Origin of the sequence: Flagellimonas sp. (genome assembly GCF_965233845.1) — a bacterium.
In the GTDB taxonomy this organism is placed as follows: Bacteria; Bacteroidota; Bacteroidia; order Flavobacteriales; family Flavobacteriaceae; genus Flagellimonas.
Genome location: NZ_OZ247584.1, coordinates 3,978,193 through 3,998,262, shown reverse-complemented (window position 1 = coordinate 3,998,262; position 20,070 = coordinate 3,978,193). Strand labels below are relative to the sequence as shown.

General features: G+C 39.0%; 19 protein-coding genes. 6 read left to right on the top strand and 13 right to left on the bottom strand.

What is annotated here, in order from left to right; genetic code table 11:
- The first annotated feature begins 72 nt into the window (after nt 1–72).
- From ACO6S0_RS17800 to arsS, 3 genes are all read left to right on the top strand, one after another.
- Nucleotides 73–732, top strand: coding sequence for a TIGR04282 family arsenosugar biosynthesis glycosyltransferase (locus tag ACO6S0_RS17800; RefSeq protein ID WP_422349635.1), 660 nt, complete (start codon nt 73–75; stop codon nt 730–732).
- Nucleotides 733–834: 102 nt separating this feature from the next.
- A complete protein-coding gene (locus ACO6S0_RS17795; protein ID WP_055397919.1) occupies nt 835–1,170 on the top strand; it encodes an arsenosugar biosynthesis-associated peroxidase-like protein in 336 nt (111 codons plus the stop codon).
- 76 nt (nt 1,171–1,246) lie between these two features.
- Entirely contained in the window at nt 1,247–2,335 is a 1,089-nt protein-coding gene (gene arsS, locus ACO6S0_RS17790) for an arsenosugar biosynthesis radical SAM (seleno)protein ArsS (protein WP_422349634.1), read from the top strand.
- 23 nt (nt 2,336–2,358) lie between these two features.
- Here the strand turns inward: arsS and bla are convergent, their stop codons facing one another.
- Both bla and ACO6S0_RS17780 read right to left on the bottom strand, forming a co-directional pair.
- Complete coding sequence (gene bla / locus ACO6S0_RS17785) at nt 2,359–3,261, bottom strand: class A beta-lactamase, subclass A2 (RefSeq protein WP_422349633.1); 903 nt, start codon at nt 3,259–3,261, stop codon at nt 2,359–2,361.
- 300 nt (nt 3,262–3,561) lie between these two features.
- A complete protein-coding gene (locus ACO6S0_RS17780) occupies nt 3,562–4,167 on the bottom strand; it encodes a hypothetical protein (RefSeq protein ID WP_422349632.1) in 606 nt (201 codons plus the stop codon).
- A gap of 530 nt (nt 4,168–4,697) precedes the next feature.
- Between ACO6S0_RS17780 and ACO6S0_RS17775 the strand changes: the two genes are divergently transcribed.
- A complete protein-coding gene (locus ACO6S0_RS17775) occupies nt 4,698–5,315 on the top strand; it encodes a TetR/AcrR family transcriptional regulator (protein ID WP_422349631.1) in 618 nt (205 codons plus the stop codon).
- A gap of 520 nt (nt 5,316–5,835) precedes the next feature.
- Here the strand turns inward: ACO6S0_RS17775 and ACO6S0_RS17770 are convergent.
- Genes ACO6S0_RS17770 through ACO6S0_RS17760 form a run of 3 tightly spaced genes read right to left on the bottom strand, consistent with a single transcriptional unit; the run spans nt 5,836 to nt 8,443 of the window.
- Complete coding sequence (locus ACO6S0_RS17770) at nt 5,836–6,885, bottom strand: glycosyltransferase family 9 protein (RefSeq protein WP_422349630.1); 1,050 nt, start codon at nt 6,883–6,885, stop codon at nt 5,836–5,838.
- Complete coding sequence (locus ACO6S0_RS17765; RefSeq protein WP_422349629.1) at nt 6,869–7,474, bottom strand: DUF4254 domain-containing protein; 606 nt, start codon at nt 7,472–7,474, stop codon at nt 6,869–6,871. The genes ACO6S0_RS17770 and ACO6S0_RS17765 overlap by 17 nt, the downstream gene beginning before the upstream one ends.
- A 36-nt stretch (nt 7,475–7,510) precedes the next feature.
- Entirely contained in the window at nt 7,511–8,443 is a 933-nt protein-coding gene (locus ACO6S0_RS17760; RefSeq protein ID WP_422349628.1) for a DUF6427 family protein, read from the bottom strand.
- 39 nt (nt 8,444–8,482) lie between these two features.
- Here ACO6S0_RS17760 and ACO6S0_RS17755 point away from each other — a divergent pair, with 39 nt between their 5' ends.
- Nucleotides 8,483–8,704, top strand: a complete 222-nt coding sequence (locus ACO6S0_RS17755; protein ID WP_420401455.1) for a DUF6341 family protein — start codon at nt 8,483–8,485, stop codon at nt 8,702–8,704.
- 49 nt (nt 8,705–8,753) lie between these two features.
- Here the strand turns inward: ACO6S0_RS17755 and purD are convergent, their stop codons facing one another.
- The 8 genes from purD to ACO6S0_RS17715 all read right to left on the bottom strand — a co-directional run bounded on the left by purD (nt 8,754) and on the right by ACO6S0_RS17715 (nt 18,958).
- Nucleotides 8,754–10,025, bottom strand: a complete 1,272-nt coding sequence (gene purD, locus ACO6S0_RS17750) for a phosphoribosylamine--glycine ligase (protein ID WP_422349627.1) — start codon at nt 10,023–10,025, stop codon at nt 8,754–8,756.
- 139 nt (nt 10,026–10,164) lie between these two features.
- Nucleotides 10,165–11,151, bottom strand: a complete 987-nt coding sequence (locus tag ACO6S0_RS17745; protein WP_422349626.1) for a UDP-glucuronic acid decarboxylase family protein — start codon at nt 11,149–11,151, stop codon at nt 10,165–10,167.
- Nucleotide 11,152: 1 nt separating this feature from the next.
- Nucleotides 11,153–12,505 (bottom strand): undecaprenyl-phosphate glucose phosphotransferase, encoded by a 1,353-nt coding sequence (locus tag ACO6S0_RS17740; protein WP_422349625.1) that lies wholly within the window; start codon nt 12,503–12,505, stop codon nt 11,153–11,155.
- Between the two features lie 70 nt (nt 12,506–12,575).
- The gene (locus ACO6S0_RS17735) at nt 12,576–13,205 is read right to left on the bottom strand and encodes an inorganic diphosphatase (protein WP_422349624.1); all 630 of its coding nucleotides are present in this window, start codon (nt 13,203–13,205) and stop codon (nt 12,576–12,578) included.
- A 78-nt stretch (nt 13,206–13,283) separates the two neighbouring features.
- Nucleotides 13,284–13,997 carry a polyphosphate polymerase domain-containing protein gene (locus ACO6S0_RS17730; RefSeq protein ID WP_422349623.1) on the bottom strand — a complete coding sequence of 238 codons (714 nt, stop codon included), beginning with the start codon at nt 13,995–13,997 and terminating at the stop codon, nt 13,284–13,286.
- The gene (locus tag ACO6S0_RS17725; protein WP_422349622.1) at nt 13,978–16,986 is read right to left on the bottom strand and encodes a hypothetical protein; all 3,009 of its coding nucleotides are present in this window, start codon (nt 16,984–16,986) and stop codon (nt 13,978–13,980) included. The genes ACO6S0_RS17730 and ACO6S0_RS17725 overlap by 20 nt, the downstream gene beginning before the upstream one ends.
- A 21-nt stretch (nt 16,987–17,007) precedes the next feature.
- Nucleotides 17,008–17,682: a DUF4956 domain-containing protein gene (locus tag ACO6S0_RS17720; RefSeq protein ID WP_422349621.1), complete on the bottom strand. Its 675-nt coding sequence runs from the start codon at nt 17,680–17,682 to the stop codon at nt 17,008–17,010.
- A gap of 304 nt (nt 17,683–17,986) precedes the next feature.
- On the bottom strand, nt 17,987–18,958 hold the full coding sequence (locus tag ACO6S0_RS17715; protein WP_422349620.1) for an NAD-dependent epimerase/dehydratase family protein: 972 nt from the start codon (nt 18,956–18,958) through the stop codon (nt 17,987–17,989).
- A gap of 40 nt (nt 18,959–18,998) precedes the next feature.
- Between ACO6S0_RS17715 and ACO6S0_RS17710 the strand changes: the two genes are divergently transcribed.
- A complete protein-coding gene (locus ACO6S0_RS17710) occupies nt 18,999–20,069 on the top strand; it encodes a glycosyltransferase (RefSeq protein WP_422349619.1) in 1,071 nt (356 codons plus the stop codon).
- Nucleotide 20,070 lies beyond the last annotated feature (1 nt).

The following is a 20,070-nucleotide window of genomic DNA, read 5'->3' as shown; positions in this document are numbered from 1 at the left end:
AGTCTAGATTGTTGTAAGTTTACTTACATATTAGCTGTTTTAATCAAAGAACATACAAAACATACCGCCATTTTGCTCTTCGCCAATTCTGCCGAAGAGGATATTCGCGCAAAAAAAATGCATGTGGACAGCGGTTTGTTGGAATCCCTCAATCAACGCGTTATAAAGGTTATTGAGGCCACTGATCTTCCCCATTTTCATTTTTCAGAAAAGGAGCAAGTCGGACATTCCTTCGGACAGCGCTTTGCGAATGCCATTCAGGCCATATTTGATAAAGGTTATCTTAATGTCATTGCCATTGGAAACGACAGCCCACACCTTGGAAAGCGTCATATACAAAAAGCCTCAACGCTACTTTTACAAAAGAAGGTGGTTCTGGGCCCGTCAATGGATGGTGGATTTTACCTTTTTGGGATCACAAGGGAACATTTTGACGCCAATGGGTTGGAATCCCTTCCCTGGCAGACCTCGTTCTTATTTCAAAACACCCTTTCTTATTTTGATTCCATTACGTGCCAATGGGCTACTTTGGAGACCTTGTCGGATATCGATTCTATAAAAGATATTAAACGACTTACCAATTATATTAAATCCCTTGGGAGCAAATGGATGATACTGTTTTCCAAATTACTCTCCCAAAGGATGCACTTTTCCCAACGAATGGAAATTGCTCCTGCAATCCTTGTTCAACAAACTCCCTACAATAAAGGATCTCCTTTCTGTTTTGCTTAATCCCACTAATTCTTGAACCTGTTCACAGGTTCTTATCCTGTTAATTTATTTGAAATAGTGCTTTAGCGTTATTTCCATTTACGAACCAAAAAAGCAAAACAAATGGCAAATTCATATTACGATCCCGCGGACTTGCGGAAGTTTGGAAAAATCACCGAGTGGAGCGAGGAATTGGGCAACAAATTTTTTGATTACTACGGAAAAGTCTTTGAGGAAGGCGCACTTAGTGCCCGTGAAAAATCTTTGATCGCCCTTGCAGTGGCACACGTGGTCAAATGCCCGTATTGCATTGATGCCTATACCAAAGATGGGTTACAGCGAGGAATCACCAAAGAGGAAATGATGGAAGCGGTACACGCCGGAGCCGCCATTGAAAGTGGTGCTACCCTAGTGCATGGGGTACAAATGATGAACAAGTACAACAAATTATCTATGTAAGTATGGACGCGCTGCGCACTTGGATGTTAGACCGCTTCGCTTCTAGAAACAAGACCAAATAATTGAGTATACACAAATGGAACAAAGCATATTACCTCAAATAAAAAAGGCAGCCAAAAAATCCCTTAAGGCCAGGGAAAATGAGCTTGCGGAAACCAACAAGCAATTGGAAATCCTGAATGGGGGAATTTTTGCTGATGGTGAACTTCCTTATTTTAAGGATAAGATTGCGGAGATAGGCCAATTCCCTCTGCGACCGAATAAGTTGGAAATTTTGCAAATCAATGTGGGATACATGTGCAACCAGGTCTGCGAACATTGCCATGTGGATGCCGGGCCCGATCGGAAGGAAATCATGACGCGCGAAACCATGGAGCTGTGTTTGGAAGTCATCAGAAATACAGGTGCCCATACTTTGGATCTTACTGGGGGAGCCCCAGAAATGAATCCGAATTTTAGATGGTTTGTTGAGGAAGCTGCCAAAGCGGGTATCCAGGATTTTATTGTGCGTAGTAACCTCACCATAATCCGAGCCAACAAGAAGTATTATGACCTTCCAGAGTTCTTTAAAAAGCATAATGTTCATGTGGTTTCCTCTATGCCGCACTACACCCGTGGTAAAACGGACAAACAACGTGGGGATGGGGTTTTTGACAAGTCCATCAAAGCTTTGCAGGAACTGAATGCCGTAGGCTATGGCATGCCGGGAAGTGATTTGCGATTGGATTTGGTCTACAATCCTTCGGGTGCTTTTTTACCTGGTGACCAAATGGCCATGGAGCGCGACTTTAAGAAAGCTCTGGATGAAGACTTTGGAATCCAGTTCCACAATCTGTTTGCCATCACCAATCTGCCCATATCCCGTTTCTTGGATTATTTGATTGCATCGGACAACTATGAGGACTATATGTATGCCCTGGTGGAGGCCTATAATCCTGCAGCGGTTGCCAATGTCATGTGTACCAACACCATTTCGGTAAGTTGGGACGGCTGGTTGTACGACTGTGACTTTAACCAAATGTTGGAACTGAAAGTTGCCAGCAAGGTGAAGCACATAAAAGATTATAATGAGGACTTGCTAAACGACCGAAACATAGTGATATCCCAACATTGTTATGGGTGCACTGCAGGAGCGGGAAGCAGTTGCCAAGGAACGGTGGCCTAATCCCTCCCATGTCTTTGGGCCGTTTACTTCTCCATAAAGTAATCCCAAGCTGCTTTGGAAATGTCCGCTATTATTTTCTCATTGGCCTCAAGGCTTTCAGATGATTCAGTGACAAAGACGCTAATGGTAAAATGCTCCCCGTTAGGCAAGAAAACAATCCCGATGTTGTTCACTGCGGCGGTTATTCCTGTTTCCTTATGTTTTCCCGACCAACCTGTTTTATGCGCCACTATGGTTTCCTCAGGTAGGTGCCCCCTTAATCGTTTCTTTCCAGTTTTGGTTCCTTTCATTATGTTCCAGATAAAATCATAGCTCTCCTGGGAAAGCAAGTTGTTGCCCTTCTCATAAAATGCTGCCAATATCCTGTTGGCTTCTTTTGGGGTTGTCCAGTTTAAGAACTGAAGTTCCCAATTGCCCTGCATGACCTCTTCATTTATCTTAACCGCAAAATCGGTAAAGCCCAGTTTGGCAAAATATCTTTCAACTGCCTGAGGTTCGCCCAGTAGTCTTAACAGCGCATCACAACCCACGTTATCACTCAAGGCGACCGTATACTTTATAATTTCATCTAAGGCGATGGAGCCCCCTTCAGGGTACTTTTTTCGGAGTGGACTCCAAAGACCTGGTAATAATTGGCTTTTCTTGATATCGATTTTTTGGTCTAGCGAAAGATGTCCTTTATCGACTTCAGCCAAAATGGCCAATGCAATTGGAAACTTGAACACGCTTTGCATAGGAAAGTGCCTTTGACCGTTGATGCTCAAGGTATCTTTACCATCCATCCCATTGATGGCCACCCCAACAGTTGCGTTTTTGGAATTTATAATGCTCTCTATTTGATGTCTTAAGGTTTCCATTTTTTGCGAATAGCCCCGAATGGAAACTATGAATAAGGTCAAGACTGCAGCAAGCGTGTGTTTTGTCATTATTTATTCTTTGTTTTTAGGTGTTATATAAATTAATAATAGTCTTATGATTCTTTTTGCCAAAAAGTGAATGTAGAGAGAAGGAAAATAGGGTTGAAAATTTTATTCATAATGTAGGTTAAAATTGAAGAATTACTTCTAAAGATGATTTTTTATGGCAAAATGCGCCTAAACGAACTTGTAGAGATGAAGTTCGGGAAATTTTGATTAAAAATCCTATCTAAATTTTTGCTTATCGGTTTTGGCTTTATGTTCTTAATCCCAAAAAAGAATCCCTTAAACCTTACTTAATAATAGCTATCAGTTCTGAAGAAAATAGTTGCCCATATGATTCAGTGCCTCGCGGAACTTAGTGCTGTTTTGATAGTAGCTTGGCCCAATATAACGAGCATAAGTTGTGCCCTCGGGATATGTAATTGCCGTCTGCCCCTCAACCAGGTCCGTATTTATGAGGGTTTTGTAGCCTATTGAATTGTTTGCACATGCAGCTAAAAACTTGGTTGGCATTCTTTCATCTCCTACATAAGCAAATATTGCTTCCTTTTTACTCGACAAATTCATCGTACCGAGTATTTTTCCGTGATCTACAGAAGATTGCTCCGAGTTTAAATCCATAAAACTTATTACAGATCCTGCTTCAATTAATTTATCGCCAGTCTGCCATAAAACATCGTTTTCATCAAACCCAAAATGATTCCCATTCCATTCCGAATCAATAAACCGAATTTTAGTTCCAGGGGGCAGGTCTACAAAAGTTATAATGGCAAAACCATCTTCATTTGTTGATTTGAAAGATATAAAGGAAATATCCCCCGTTCTTAAGGTTGCTTCCCCATTGTCCAGTTCAAGTATTAGAACCATCGCGGCCAATGTGGATAGCACGAAGATTATATTAAGGTTTTTCATTAAGGCGCAAACTAGTCCACGCCTTTAATTTTGAAGTTACCACATGGTTACTAGATTCTTACATATTGTACACTATACTTTAAGTTGATGTTATTTGACAGTTGGATCATTTGCCTAAAGTGAACACCCTTTTAAATTATTATTGATTTATAGGGTTATGAAATGCCTTTTAGGGGTATTGGAGAACCCAAAAATTTACTACCGATAAGTTGTTGTAAATAGTTTACTCATACCTTTTGTCTTTAAAAGAGCCCGTTTAAACCGACCCGCGGGTCGGTTCCATTTTTTCACCTTGCCAGATTTAGGGTCTTTTTGGTCACTTCGCCGATTTTTCTTATAAATACGTCCTTGATTCTTGAGTCTGGGCCAAAACTGGGGAAACTTTGTAACCGACTTAACAGTCTAATCAAGGAATTTCGGAAAAATGAAATTCGCTTGTTAAGATTCCACATAAAATGTGGAATGACAACTCAAAAGATTCCAGCTTAAACCGCTGGGAATTCTTTTGAAAAACCCAAAACCCAAATCTTATGGACAAAAACCTAAAAAAACGCGAAACCATGCACCGCCTGTGTGCCAAAGGCCTGGAAGTTTTCCATGAAAAAGGCTATTACAACACCAATCTGGATGACATCTTAAAAGACCTCTCCTTATCTAAAGGTGCATTTTACCATCATTTTAAATCCAAGGAGGATTACTTTATTGCCATTGTGCAAAATCTAGTGCAGCAAAAGGTGTACGCCCTTTTGGTAGAACCATTAAATACCCATGAAAATCCGTTGCCGGTAATTTTGGACAGTATTGAGAAGGCCTTGGAGCCCGGTAAATCCAATGAAATTGCCTATGGCTTTATGTTGAATGATTTTATCACGGAATTCAGTAAGCGAAATGAAGAAATTGCCACCTATTTGCGGGATATCCTAAAAGTATGGGAAGTCAACTTGGTCTCCATCCTAAAACGGGGAAAAGTGGATGGCTATATTGCCCGCCATGTAGACTGCGAAGGTGCTGCAAGCTATATTATTGCCTCTTATTTGGGAATGCGAACGCTTTTATCCGAAAGTACTAATAGGCAATTGAAGTATAATTATGTGCAGCAGCTAAAATTGTATTTTAACGCTATTGAGGAAAGACGGGTGGTGGCATAATTGCAATAAGACTACGTCACTTCGAGTTAAATTTCTTTGAAATTTAGTATCCATAAGTGTTCTAAACTGTTCTGAAACAATTTCTCTCTGTTCATTTTGTCTTGATACAAAACGAACCAAAAAATCAAGTCGATTTTAAGGAAATTTTTGTGATTGCATCACAAAACCGCTGCTAAATCCTACCGCTACATGCTCTTTTTTGCCATGCGAAACGCAATTTCGCTCGATTTACACCTATTTCTGTAAAATCGGCAAACGGTAATCAAATTTAATGCCGAACCTAGACGATATTAAAGCTCAAATATTCTTATAATTCTATCCGCCATCTATAGGGATGGAATGGATTCCATCACGGATTCGTATCCTGTGGCAGATAGTGGCGAAAATCGGTGTAGAATCCGTCACTTCGAGTTAAATGCTGAAAGCATTTAGTATCGAGAAGTGCTTAAAGCCCGAAATTTTCTTGTTTTCGATATACCAAATCTTTGATTTGCCACTCAAACGGACGAAAATTTTCCTCTTAGTTCTCCAATACGTTGATAAGCCTATCCACCACTCTCTGGGGTGGAATAGATTCCATCACAGATTCGTATCCTTTTGGCAGTTTGTTTCCATATACAGAGGTTGGAACCAAAGGAAATGTATTTCGGTCTGATAGCAGCGCATTCTCCTTGGGCTGTGCAAATGGGGCAAAGCCCGCAAAGGGATGGGTAACCCCCCAAAGCGTTACCACTGGAATACCATAGTTGGCCGCCAAATGGGCGTTGCCACTGTCCATGGAAAGCATTACATCCAGATTGGATATTAATTCCAACTCTTCGGCCAAACTCAACTTCCCCGCCATATTTTGAATGTTACTATTGGATACCGCAATGGCGTTTAACTGTTCTACTTCGCTGGCACCTCCCCCAAAAAGCAAGATTTTGTACCTATCGGTATCCGAAAGGGCTTTTACGACCTCCCTCATGAGTTTCAAGGGGTACATCTTACCTCCATGGGCCGCAAAAGGCGCTATGCCCACCCATTTCTTGGCATCTTGTGTTACCGCTTTCAGCACATTTTCTGAAAGCTGTAATCGAGCAAGGGGTTTTGCATCCTCCAAATTAATTGGGTAACCCAGTTCGGAGAACACATCCGCATATCGCTGGTGGGTGGTCTTTAATTGATGGAAGGCTTTGTTGGATTTCCGTGTTAATGCCTTTTTTTCTTTTCTTCCTTTGTCAATTTGAACAAAGGGTACCCCATCCAGGGCAAAATATTTCTTCAGAATACGACTTCGGAGGACATTGTGAAAGTCGGCCACGGCATCAAACTTAAACTTGGACAGTTCCTTGTACAATCGCCATAGCCCAATTAGGCCTTTATGCTTGGTTTTAACCTCAGCATGGTATACAGATACCCTATTCAGTTGTGAAAAAATAGGAGCAAAATGTTTTTTGGTGAGAACGGTAAATCTCACTTCCGGATGCGCATCCAAAACAGCACTTAAAACAGGAATGGTCATGGCAACATCACCCATGGCCGAAAGCCGGATGACCAAAATGTGGACAGGTTTACCCTTTTTGTCCACGAAGCACTGGATTTAGTTCATCATCGTTGTACATTTTCATCTGTTTGTAGACTTTCATGTACTTGTTTCCCGCTTCAATATCGGCCAATAGTTGATCAATGGCGGAAGAAAGATCCTTTTTCTGTTCTTGTAGCACAACAAGTTTGGCGGAGCACTTCTCAATGTGCTCTTGCGAAGCATCGGTACGATCCACCTCCTCCTGCATGTGGTAAATCTTCAATGCCAAAATGGAAAGACGGTCTATGGCCCAGGCTGGGCTTTCTGTATTGATGGTAGCATCATTCTTCACTTGAACCGATTGGTATTTTTGAAGAAAATAACTGTCAATATACTCGACCAAATCTGTTCTGTCCTGATTGCTGGCATCGATTTTTCGCTTTAAATCCAGAGCCGCAGTAGGTTCAATGGCGGGATCACGAATAATGTCTTCGTAATGCCATTGCACCGTGTCTATCCAGTTTTTTCGATATAACAAATGCTCTATTTGATTCTTTGGATAAGGATTTGCAAAATCCTGGTATACGTCGTCCTTAATGTGATAGGTATCTATACTTTCCTGAAAAATGCTATAAGCAAATGCACTAAACATGTTGTATCAATTTGCGCAAAGATATTGCTTTATGGTTTATTGGTTTAAGCTTTGAACAAAAAGCAAAACAGGAACCACTATACAGGCGGCCAAAACCAATTCCTTGATTCGTGGACGCTTGATGGTTTCCAAAAAATTGGTCAAAAAAACAGCGGCAGGGAAAAAAGTGATTAGTATAGTGGCTGTTCCGTTTTGGGTGAGAAAACAAAATATGGCACCCAAAATAAAAGCCAGAAACAAAATGCGCAAGGGTACCAGTCTTCCACCCCCCTTTCTTCTTACTTGAAGAAACACCAACGAGGCCAAAGCCCCCACCAGCGATAAATAAATTAGCGACAGCAGCACTCCCTTTTGGGCGAAAAACCCATCTTGCAAAAAGCCAAAGGAAAATTGATAGTGCATTAGATAAAAATCAGAATTGCCAAACAGTCTTATAATCCCAAATGTTAAAACAAAAACGGTAAAAATGGCCATGAAGGGAACTATCCAATTTTTTACGGTTTTCCTGTCATATACGTTGATCACCACAAACACCAAAATTAGGAACACAATAGCCCAATCATAGAACAAACTGGCCACACATATTAAAAAAGAAGCATCAAAAATCTTGTGTTTCACATTTTTGATGGACCTAACAGCCAAGAGTCTCCAGATGGCAAGCAATAGAAAAAAGGAGGCAAAAATTGCGTTTTTATCCTGAATGATGTTCGAAAATGCGACCAAGAGCAAAACAAAAAACAACATGGCATAGGAGCTAAACTCTGTGACTTTTTCCGTTTTAATAATCTGATTGATCACAAAAATGGTCAGGGTCAAAGTGCCTAAGGTCAAGACTTCCAATGGGATAGAAAGATTCCTTTCGCTACCATGGATTTGAAGAATTTGGAACAAGCCATAGAACAGAACCAAAAAGACGGACAAAACAATGTAGTTTATGGGTTTTGTTTTTCCGAAAAAGCTTGAAATCATCGCGGGTTTTACTACTTTTGCAAAGTAAATATAGCCAACATGAGCAAGTTTTTTTACGGCATTGAAGACTTATTTGTAAACTACCTTTTTGCCCCTTATGATTTATTCCGCTTTATGGAAAGCTGGTGGGCCTCCAATACTGTAAACTGGATCTTTACCATTATCGGTTTTGTAGCCATGGTTTATTGGATGAAGGAGTTGAAGATTTTCAATGACAACGGCGAGGAAGACAAGAGTATCACTTCCCACACTTACCTATAAGATCTCCCCGATATTCGTTTTCTTTTTTAGGATAATCCTGGCTATTTGGCTATAGGTCAAATCCTAAGTCTTTGCGGTAGTATATCCCGTCAAAATGGAGTTTTTCCATACTGTTGTAGGATTTTTTCAGGGCTTGGTGGAAATCATCTCCAAAGGAAGTTATAGCGATTACCCTTCCGCCATTGGTTACCACTTTTCCTTCTGTGGTTTTGGTTCCCGCATGGAAAACCAAAGAACCTTCCACCTTATCTATTCCCGTTATCTCCTTGCCTTTTTCATATGCCTCTGGATATCCGCCTGAAACAGCCATAACCGTGGTAGCCGCCCTTTCATCAATTTGAAGGTCAATTTGATCTAGTGTTCCATTTGCCATCGCGGTCAGAATGTCTACCAAATCTGTTTGCACCCTTGGGATAACCACTTCGGTTTCCGGATCTCCCATTCTAACATTGTATTCTATAACCTTGGGTTGATTCCCAACCTTGATCAATCCAATAAAAATAAATCCAACATAAGGCAACTGATCCTTTTTAAGGCCTTCTACGGTGGGTATAACAATTTGCTTCTCTATCATTTGCATGAAGGCATTATCCGCAAATGGAACGGGAGAAATGGCCCCCATACCGCCTGTATTTAATCCTGTGTCTCCCTCGCCAATACGTTTGTAGTCTTTTGCGGTGGGCAAGACTTTATAATTGGTTCCGTCCGTTAGTACAAAACAGCTTAATTCTATTCCGTTCAAGAACTCTTCGATTACCACTGTTGCGCTGGCCTTCCCAAATTTGGAATCCAGCAACATGGCACTAAGTTCTTTTTTGGCCTCTTCGATGTTCTGGAGAATAAGAACACCTTTTCCAGCAGCCAAACCATCTGCCTTGAGGACATAAGGAGGTTGCAAAGTTTCCAAAAAGGCATAACCTTCTTCCAGATTATCAGAAGTAAAACTTTGATAGGCAGCGGTAGGAATGTTATGTCGCATCATAAATTCTTTGGCGAATTCCTTGCTCCCTTCCAAGGCCGCAGCTGCCTTTTGCGGACCAATCACGGACACATTTTGTAGTTCTGGGTCGTTCAGGAAAAAGTCGTGCACTCCGTTTACCAACGGATCTTCCGGCCCCACAACAACCAGATTGATGTTCTTGTCCAAAACCAACTTTTTGATTCCTTCAAAATCATTGACCCCTACCTCAACATTGCTGGCAATTTGGGAAGTGCCCGCGTTACCAGGAGCGACGTAAAGATTGTTGATTTTTGGGCTTTGTGAAATCTTATGGGCAATCGCATGTTCACGACCCCCTGAACCAAGGACAAGAATGTTCATCAATCAAAATTTTGGCAAAAATAGTTCAATTCAAAGGTAATTCCGCAAGAAAGGTATCATTTCAACTGTAACACGGAATTGGTTTCCAAAATTAATTGTTAAATTTCTCAGTCGCTCCACTTCTTCGAAACGACAATCCCTATTTCCCATTTAAATGTGAAAAATCTCGATGTTCTTTTTGGTGCAATTCCTCCAGAGATAAGGATTTAAAGTATTCATAAACCTTTTTCAAGCCTTCGGAACGATGCACTTTGGGTTCCCAGCCTAAGATTTCCTTCGCCCTCGAAATGTCCGGTTGCCGCTGCAGGGGATCATCAACTGGTAACGGCTTGAATACAATTTTTTGATTGGTTCCCGTAAGTTTTATGATTTCCTCCGCAAACTCGAGGATTGTGGTTTCGTCAGGATTTCCAATGTTAATTGGTTCAACATAGCTGCTCATCAGTAGGCGATAAATTCCCTCAACTTGATCGTCGATATAGGTAAAAGATCTGGTTTGTGAGCCATCCCCGAAAACAGTCAAATCCTCTCCACGTAGTGCTTGCCCCATAAAGGCCGGCACCACTCTGCCGTCATTCAATCGCATTCTGGCGCCATAGGTGTTGAAAATCCGAACTATACGGGTATCCAAACCATGATGACGGTGATAGGCCATAGTAATGGACTCCATAAAACGTTTGGCCTCATCATAAACACCACGAGGGCCAATGGGGCTCACATTTCCATAGTACTCCTCATTCTGGGGATGAACAAGGGGATCACCATATACCTCGGAAGTGGAAGCGACCAAAATACGGGCATTCTTTTCTTTGGCCAGGCCCAAGAGATTAAGCGTACCCAAAGAACCCACTTTTAGGGTTTCAATTGGGATTTTCAGATAATCTATTGGGCTTGCAGGAGAGGCAAAGTGTAAGATGTAATCCAAGTCCCCGCCATAATGCACAAAGGTAGACACGTCGTGGTGGTGAAACTCGAAACGTTCCAACGGAAAAAGATGTTCAATGTTCTTCAGGTCGCCCGTGATTAGGTTGTCCATGCCTATGACATGATGCCCCTCGGCAATGAACCGATCACAAAGATGAGATCCCAAGAAACCAGCTGCTCCTGTAATAAGGGTTTTTTTCATATCAATACGCCTTGGCTTCACCATTAATGGCGTTAATTATAGTTTGAACAATGATTTTTAGGTCAAGGAACATTGACCAGTTTTCAACGTAGAATATATCCAGCTTTATTCTATTTTGGATGTCTGAATGACTTTCTATTTCTCCGCGATATCCTTTAACCTGTGCCAATCCGGTTATGCCAGGTTTAACGAAATGCCTTACCATATATTTATCAACCCTGTCTGAATACTCATTGGTATGCTTAACCATGTGAGGCCTAGGCCCAACAACAGACATGGTGCCAAAAAAGACATTGTAAAATTGAGGTAATTCGTCAATACTGGTTGCTCTAATAAACCTCCCAACCTTTGTTACCCTCATATCATTTTTTGTGGCCTGATGATTATCCGCGTCCCTATTTGGAGCCATAGACCTGAATTTATAACAGTAGAACTCTCTATTATCTATGCCATTCCTTGTTTGTCTAAAAAAAATCGGCCCTCTTGACTCCAATCTGATCAAAATTGCCAAAACAGGGGTAAGCCATGAGAGAAAGCCCACAATTATGACCAAAGAAAAAACAATATCAAAACTGCGTTTTAAGAAGGCATTTATTGGGCTATGAAGCGGAATATCCCTAAGGGATAAAATTGGAATATAATCGTAATATTCGAATTTTAATTTTTTGGCAAAAATATTTTTATTATCCGGTATAAATTTGAGCGTTTTTAAGTTGTTATCAGCAAAATTGATAAACTCGGCCAGCTGGCTATTTGTTAAGTTTGCCACCGAACAGTATATTTCATCCACGTGATTTATTAGAATATAATCGAAACATTCCTTGGTATTAAAACCTGTAGTACCTGGTGAAAATTGTTTCAAAAAATTATATCCAAAATCCGCCCTTTCAAGAAAGACTGAAATTAACTGGTCTGTTTTTTTGTTCTTGCCGATGACAACAACGTTTCTAATGTTTCCCTTAACCCGTTCCCTATATTTCATTAATAAGGTATAGTTCAAAAATTTTAGGGCAAAAACCGCTATGAAAACAAATAGAAAGAACTGACCTAACGCCAAACGACTTATTATTGGTTGTTTAAAGAAGCCTATAAAAGCATAAAGTATTAAAAAAAAGAAAACAAATTGTGTGAAAAGTAGAATGAGAATGTTGGTGACTTTTGTATAGCGATATATCTTATAAAATTCATTCTTTAATGATATCACTACCCAACCCACGGTAATATAGGCATGGAAAAGCGCTGGTGTTTGAAATTGGATGGGAAGCCAATATGCTAGAAAATTTATAACAGCTATATCTACAAGGTAAGATATAGGGATGATGAGGTTTGAAAATCTATGCTGTCTAAAAAACACCTGTTCAAAAGATTAGGATACATTGAAAAACAAATATACCTCTATAATTAAAACTGGTCCGAAACGGAATTCAATGTTTTTTGAGAGATTTCCTAATTTCAAAATATGCTTCCTTTTCATCACCCCATCCTTTACTTTGAAGTACATCCTTAATGTCATAATTTAAAAACCATGTTTCTAATATTGTAATGACTTTTGGATAATTTAATTTTAGTTGATCAAAAGTTGGAGCGTTAATTGTTCTTAGGTTTTCCTCCAAGGGTATACAAACAATCTTATTGTCTTGTTCCCCGTTGTCCAAAAGCTTAAATATCGCTATTGGCAGCACCTCCATTACGGTACCTGTTTCGCTTGATTCTGATAAAACAATTACATCAAGTGCATCTCCATCCCCTCCTTTTTTTGGGTTTGAATAGGTAGATGGTATAAAGCCATAATTGCCCGGATAGGACAGAAAGTTGATTACCCTTTCTTGCCCATGTTTCCTATCGATCTCAAACTTTTTTGTCTCCTTGTTAAATTCTATTTTTTTATTCGTTCCCGCAGGTATTTCTATGATGCAATTGACCACATTGTTGGATGAAAATGCAGGTATGTCGTAAACATCAGGTTTGGACGTACATTGTAATAGACCTAATAACAGAAATAAAAAACCAATGTTATGTTTGGCTTTTTCCATTCCAATACTTGTCAGATACATGCTATAGGATATTTTGGCCATGAAAGACACAATGATGAACTGCTTAAACATTGGGCATTACCATCTCCTGTGCACCTTTTAGTGGTACAAGATATCGTATCCCCGGACATACTTGGAATTCTTGGATAAACGCTCAGTGAGCGACTGGGTAATTTCCCTGCTCTCCATATCATCGGCCGTATTATACTTTAGTTCTAAGATTATGTCTTCGAGTTTCGATTCAGTAAGATAATATGGATTACTATTTGGGTTGTAAAAAACCATATTGTAATCTATTGTTATTCTAAACTTTTCGCAATCAGACAGAAAATATCTTCTTTCATATGAGTTAAACAGCGTAGGGAACAATAACTCCATTTTGGACAAAAGCGAGTTGTCATCAATATTTCCTTTAACAAAATGGCTCAATTTATCAATTGGCAATAATCTCAAATCAAACTCAAGGTTCTTTATTTTATGAGAATACTTGTCACCTACCTCCCCATATTTTTTCTTTATTTCTAAAGTTGGGGCTTTTACCTCATAAAAGGCATCGCCATACCATCTTAGACGCAATTTCTCCCTTTTTCCATCACCTGATATATTCATTTTATAAAAGGTATGGCTCCAATCATCAAAATAAATGTTGTTTACCGTTCTTTTATGAAATATTTCTCGAAATCCAAAGCTATTGGTTAATACCTCATTGTTAATCACATCATCAACGATAGCGTTTGGGTAAACAAATTTACGTTCAAACCTTAGATTGTGATATGCTGGGCCATGCGCTACGTTATCTACTACTTTTACCATATTCATTCCCATACATTTGATCAATTACATTGTTAGATACGGTTTGGACAGGAATTCCGTCTATGGTCAATGTTGAACCATTTTCTACTAGGTGGTCTACCTCAATGTTCTTCAATTTAAGATTTGATATTTTGATTAGTCCATGTCCATATTCGGTTTTCTTTTGAAACGAAGAAAGTCCCAGCCTCGTGCCCGAAATTTCAATATCAGAAAGTTCCACCCTGGAAAGGTCCTTACTGACTATTCCTATCTCTCCGTTTGATATTTTGATTCCTCCTCCTTTAATTACACTTCCTTCACCACCACTGATGGCTTTATCGGATGGGTTGTCAATGCGAACATTTTTAATCGTTATTTCCGAACCAGAAACATCTATTCCATCGTTTCCAGAATTTATAAACTCGGAATCTATAATCTCTCCCTTGACAAAATCGCCATCAAAGGAATCTGAGTATGTGTTCTGAAAAACCGACTCTGTAATTAGAAAGTCCGACCTTATAATGTTTAAGGCATCTTCACAATTATTGCCTTCAAAAACGGAGTTGCTAATTTCAACTGTAGCTTCATGAAAATTTACAGCTCCAGAAAGCTCCCATTGGTTAATTACTGGATTGGATAAATTTGAGAAACGACAATGTTCAAGTCTGGAACTCCTTTTGGTATTAGTTATAAAAATTCCTTTCCCCGAACCGTCGCTCGAATAAAAATGTATTGGAGTTTTTTTTGATCCCTTAGCAAAAATTGAAGAGAAGGAAACCAAAGACGCTCCATTTTTAATGTCCAAAGAAAATCCTTCTTCAACTACAACTTTCATTCCCGTGGGGATTACCATTGTTGTATTCAAAGAGTGTTCACCTTGGATAAAAGTGATTTCATTGCCAGTTTTCTTAACAAAACTAAACTGTGAATAGTTGGCCTCAAACATCGTCTTACGCTTCTTGACACTTTCATCCAAATCTTGACTGGTGCCGTATGGAATAAGATCCCCTTCCCTCAGATTGTCAATCCCAAGTCCATCCAAATAATAGCTAATCTTGATTTTGTCCACGTCGTTTGGAAACCTAAACCCTCCTTTTTTATTCTTTTTCGACACGAAGGCATTATCAAAATGCTTATTCAGTTGAAAAACAACGACCTTTCTTTCATCGCCCTTTATCAGTGCTTGATTAACATTTGTGCTAAGCATTCTTCCCTTTTTGTTCACCAAACCTTCCATTTTGATATCATATGGAGTCAGATTTTGAATTTCAATGGCCATACGATCTTTGTCAAAGTCAATCAAGCCGGCGGTGATTACATTTTCAGGATTAAGTTGTTTCTTAATAAAATTGCTGTTGTATTCGAGTACTGACAAGTCAAATTCTATATCAAACTCTGAATTCAAATTGATCAATGTAGAATCCAATTTAGCATAGTGCTTTCCCACCATATCATTTATGAATTCTTCGTTAGCAACCATTTCCAACTTTTTCATCAACTGTCTTTCATATTCAGCGTCTCCGGAAGACATGGGATAGTTTTGCAACTTGCTTATTTTTTTTCCTCCATCCGTGTCAAATGAAATTGGCTCTAGTTTGCTAGTAACTGGATTATAGTAAATTCTGAGATTGTGCCATATAAGTCCATGTTGCCCACCAAACAAATTGGATAAAGCTGTGAAAGAGGCAAGTTTTTCCACGTCAAAAACCTCCGATATTTTATATTTCCCAGTTTTCAGGCCATCCAGTAAATCTTTAGCAATCTTAAATTGCTTTGCCAGTTTGGGGTCTGATAGTACTTTGTTACGATTAAAGACTTTTATAGGGGCACTCGACACATTGACCAAATTGGCCGATCTAGCGGACAAATCAAGCCCGGAGCTCATTTGCCTTTTTCTGTCTTCCCATAATAGGGATTCATCAAAGGCAAGAATCAAACCTTCCCGTTGTCCGTTGTTTTCAATTAAAATCTTATCAAAAGATTCTTCTAGAGCCATAATTCCCATAGGAATTTGTTGTACGGAATCCACCCCGTAATCTACATTGATGTTGACATCTATAAAATCATATCTAAGACCTATGATATTCTGATTCTTTATGGTGCGATGAAAAAGCCATTCCCACAGATAGTTTCTTGCCCTTGGATGCTGAATCGAGAATTTGCGAAGCCCCTTAAAAGTTGCCTCTCCATCCATAATAAAGCGATACGACCATTTGTTTTCAGACCTTAGATGATCAGTAAGGTCTCCTTTCAACCTAAATTCTGCTTTTAACTCCGATTGTCCTTGAAGTGCTATTTTGCCCTTAACCATGTCATCTTCTTCAGTTGTAAGCACACCATCATTGATCGCCTGTTCCCTCTTTGAACGTATTTTTCGGAAACTTTTATCCTTGACATATATATTAACCTTAGGCAAGGTGTTAGTTGTCAATTCGATTGGCGATATACCCGAGGGTTTAAGATTAAGAATGTTTTGCGAACGGTTTATTCCTGGAGAATACCTGCCGGTGTTTATGTGCTCAATATCATCTACATCAATAAATCTTCCTTTAAACCTAGTTGATACCAATGGTCTTGTAAAAAAGAAATGGTTTGTACCACCTATCATTTTCTGTACGGGTTGGGGGGCTGGGAAATCGAGGTTGATGAACTTACCGCTAATCAACTTTGTGGAATCTTTTAAAAATAGGTGAACAAAGAAAATGTCACTTTTCTGCCGCCCTTGCAAAGGGTTTTTATACGCAAAAATCAAATTGTTTATCCCTAGCTGTTCAACTATATGTATGCTAAAAATAGAGTCTTCATGGATAAGATTGATTCTATTGGCGATTAGTTGTTCATAGTCAATTCTATTGTCTGCGATTTGTGTTTTGGAATTCAGACTGTTCTTCTTAGCCGGAACATTGGTGCGACCATTGAAATCCACTATAAAAGAAGATGCTGTAATTGCAATGATCAATAATGAAACAAAAAATAGTCTTCTGTTGGTTTTTGCCCGTTTTAGTTCCATGAAAATTCGGTTATAAGCAATTTAGATTTCACTATCTATAAAGGTAATTTCTATGTCTTTGTCCAAGTCGTTTAGCTGATCCGTAATTTTTCTGATATTTTCAAAAGAATCTATGTTCACTAGAAAATTGATGTTAATTGCATCGTTATCGTATTTCATTCTTTTCAGTTCTACTTGATTTGAATTTTTCATTACGATGGCACTTATTCTTTCATCAGCGTTGGAGCGATTATTTTCACCCAACTTTGATGTAATCAACAAATTTTGCGATAGGTTATTCCCCTTTTTATAGCTAGACAACGCAATAATTACGGCTAAGACGCCAAATCCCAATATTGTTGGGTACAATTGATTGGCCCCAAGACCAAGACCAATAGATATGGCCATAAAAAAATAACCCAATTCCTCTGGCTCTTTTATTGCTGTCCTAAATCGAATAATGGAAAGGGCACCTACCAAACCCAACGACAAAGCAAGGGAAGATTTTACAATGGAAATTATTATGAAAGTGGTTACTCCCACCAATATCAGAACTCGTGCCAGCTGAAATCTATTTGATATTGATCGTCCAAATTTTACATATAAAATTGACAGGATGTATAATAGAATAGCACAAATGATAATATTAATCACATAATTAATTATTGAAAAAGATTCATCAAAATTCTGTGAGAGTTGATTTAGAATTTCATTCATAGGATTTGGTTTATTGCTTTTTAAAATTATGTCGGTCCCTAAAACCAACCACAAAAGTAGCTTTTTTAAGGATTGGTTAACGATAAATTAATGTTTTGGACACACGTTTTAGTTAACCATGCAACCCTGTATTAATCACAGCACAGCGAATGGAGTTTCAAATAAATGGACTTGTGAATGAAAACTGATTAAATAGAATTCAGTTTGCACATACCGCTTTGTAAGCTTGGTGTAAAGCCAAATGATACGGCAATGAAGGAGATAACCAAAACACAGGCTAGGTTGGAAAATTGATTAGATCCTTTTAATGGATTTCCTTTTTTCTTTGATCAAATCCCGTTTCTTTCATCCAATTGACAATCCCCCCCAGCAATCCATACTTCATAGAATATTCATCGTTCAGCCTTGTTCCGCTTATGTTGTTTGACACCATTAGTTTTTTGACCCTGTCTGGATGGAAGTTTTCATTCTGTGTAATTGTGTAAACGGCTCTGGAAACCATAAGCAGAATGGTTGCGGGCAGTTTAACTTTTGGTTTTTTAACCTTAGCCGTTTCACCTATAACCCCACAGATTTCTTCAATAGAGGGAGGCGGGTCATAGGTCATGTTATATAGATGAATACCGCTTTTTTCGTTTGAAAGCATGTTCATCATTGTCTCTACTAGGTCTTTTACATAAATACACGCTTTTATTGTATCTTTTCTACCTGGATAAAAGAAACGGCCCTTTGATATCGAGTTAATCAGTCTTGTAAAATTTCCATTTTCATGTTCGCCAAATACAACGCCAGGTCTTACAATTATCAATTTTCTTTGTTCAGGGTCCTCCAATTGCCATAATCGATGAATGTACTCTGCTGTTAACTTGGATATTCCATAGGGTATATCTGGCATGGGTATGGTATTCTCGTTCTTTTGTTGCTCATATGTGCCATACACCGCAATTGAACTGGTAAACACGATGGTATTAATTTTGTGCTCTCTTGCATAATTACATACGTTCTCTGCTCCTTGCAAATTGGTTTCAAAATATTCATTTGACGGGTGGCCAGGGGTTCTATGTACGGCAGCTAGATTAAAAATAACAGATTCGCCATTGGGAGAATAATTCGAGCATATACTATTTCTGACATCAATTCTTTCAAACTCTATATCCGAATTTCTGGCGTTTTCAATATCAAATATAACTGCATTTCCTTTTAAATGATCCGCAATATAATTTGCCAAGTGCCAACCAATAAAGCCGCTTCCTCCAAATATCAAATAATTTGCCATTCTAATTCTTTTTAGAAGTAATTTTGGCGAAATTAATTAAATGAAGCAATTAAAGGTCGTCCATATTACAGAAACTTTGGCAACAGGAGTGTTGACTTATTTAAAAGATTTGAGTTCTGTCATCGCAAAGGATAAGGATGTCCACAATATTATCATATATAGTGGGCTAAGAAAGGGGACTGACATAACCTCCATTCCTAAGTCTACGACCCTAGTTGAGCTGAATATGGCCAAAGAAATACATCCAGTTCAAGATTCAAAAAGTTTTATTGCGTTATATAAGGAGCTCAAAAGATTAGATCCTGACGTAATCCATGCTCATTCTTCAAAAGCAGGAATTCTTGGAAGGTTGGTATCTACTTTGCTTGGAGCTAAAATCAAAGTTTTCTATACGGCCCATGGTTTTGCTTTTTTAAGAAAGGACATTTCAGTTGTTAAGCGGAGGTTTTTTTATGGTGTTGAAAAACTAGTTTCTTTTCTTTCCAGATCCACTATAGTGGCCTGTGGTGATACAGAGCTGGAATATGCTAAAAAGTTGGGTAATGCAATACTTGTTAGAAATGGGGTAGATCTGTCAAAATTATCGGACTATTATTCTCCAAACAGTAATGGGGTTGTCACAATAGGTATATTAAGTAGGCTGACTTTTGCACGAAACCCAAAGTTCTTTAATGAAATAGCCCTGACCTTTCCAGAAGTTAATTTTTTATGGATAGGTGATGGTGAATTGCGACACCTAATCACCGCCCCCAATGTAAAAGTTACAGGATGGTTCACCGATAAAAAGGAGGGCTATGCACACCTTAACAAAGTGGATATCTATTTGCAAACCTCTCTCTGGGAGGGTTTGCCAATTGCTGTTTTGGAGGCAATGGCATTTAGTAAACCTGTTGTGGCTTCAAACGTGATTGGAAACAAAGATGCGGTGGCACATACAGAAACTGGCTATCTTTATAACAACTTCGAGGAAGCCCGCATATATATAGCCAGATTGATTAACAATGAGGAATTAAGACAACGTCTTGGCGCCAACGGACTCAAAAGATGCAGCCAGTATTTCGAAATACAAAAAAATTTTTCAGAATTAGTTTCTGTCTACCGGACAACTTAAC

Bases quoted from the DNA above. Each gene is read 5' to 3' on its own strand.
- arsS (WP_422349634.1), top strand. From the start codon at position 1,247: ATGGAACAAAGCATATTACCTCAAATAAAAAAGGCAGCCAAAAAATCC.
- ACO6S0_RS17775 (WP_422349631.1), top strand. From the start codon at position 4,698: ATGGACAAAAACCTAAAAAAACGCGAAACCATGCACCGCCTGTGTGCC.
- ACO6S0_RS17720 (WP_422349621.1), bottom strand. From the start codon at position 17,682: ATGAATGAAATTCTAAATCAACTCTCACAGAATTTTGATGAATCTTTT.
- ACO6S0_RS17780 (WP_422349632.1), bottom strand. From the start codon at position 4,167: ATGAAAAACCTTAATATAATCTTCGTGCTATCCACATTGGCCGCGATG.
- bla (WP_422349633.1), bottom strand. From the start codon at position 3,261: ATGACAAAACACACGCTTGCTGCAGTCTTGACCTTATTCATAGTTTCC.
- ACO6S0_RS17735 (WP_422349624.1), bottom strand. From the start codon at position 13,205: ATGTATCTGACAAGTATTGGAATGGAAAAAGCCAAACATAACATTGGT.
- ACO6S0_RS17745 (WP_422349626.1), bottom strand. From the start codon at position 11,151: ATGAAAAAAACCCTTATTACAGGAGCAGCTGGTTTCTTGGGATCTCAT.
- ACO6S0_RS17795 (WP_055397919.1), top strand. From the start codon at position 835: ATGGCAAATTCATATTACGATCCCGCGGACTTGCGGAAGTTTGGAAAA.
- ACO6S0_RS17710 (WP_422349619.1), top strand. From the start codon at position 18,999: ATGAAGCAATTAAAGGTCGTCCATATTACAGAAACTTTGGCAACAGGA.
- ACO6S0_RS17760 (WP_422349628.1), bottom strand. From the start codon at position 8,443: ATGATTTCAAGCTTTTTCGGAAAAACAAAACCCATAAACTACATTGTT.
- ACO6S0_RS17715 (WP_422349620.1), bottom strand. From the start codon at position 18,958: ATGGCAAATTATTTGATATTTGGAGGAAGCGGCTTTATTGGTTGGCAC.
- ACO6S0_RS17725 (WP_422349622.1), bottom strand. From the start codon at position 16,986: ATGGAACTAAAACGGGCAAAAACCAACAGAAGACTATTTTTTGTTTCA.
- ACO6S0_RS17765 (WP_422349629.1), bottom strand. From the start codon at position 7,474: ATGTTTAGTGCATTTGCTTATAGCATTTTTCAGGAAAGTATAGATACC.
- purD (WP_422349627.1), bottom strand. From the start codon at position 10,025: ATGAACATTCTTGTCCTTGGTTCAGGGGGTCGTGAACATGCGATTGCC.
- ACO6S0_RS17730 (WP_422349623.1), bottom strand. From the start codon at position 13,997: ATGGTAAAAGTAGTAGATAACGTAGCGCATGGCCCAGCATATCACAAT.
- ACO6S0_RS17755 (WP_420401455.1), top strand. From the start codon at position 8,483: ATGAGCAAGTTTTTTTACGGCATTGAAGACTTATTTGTAAACTACCTT.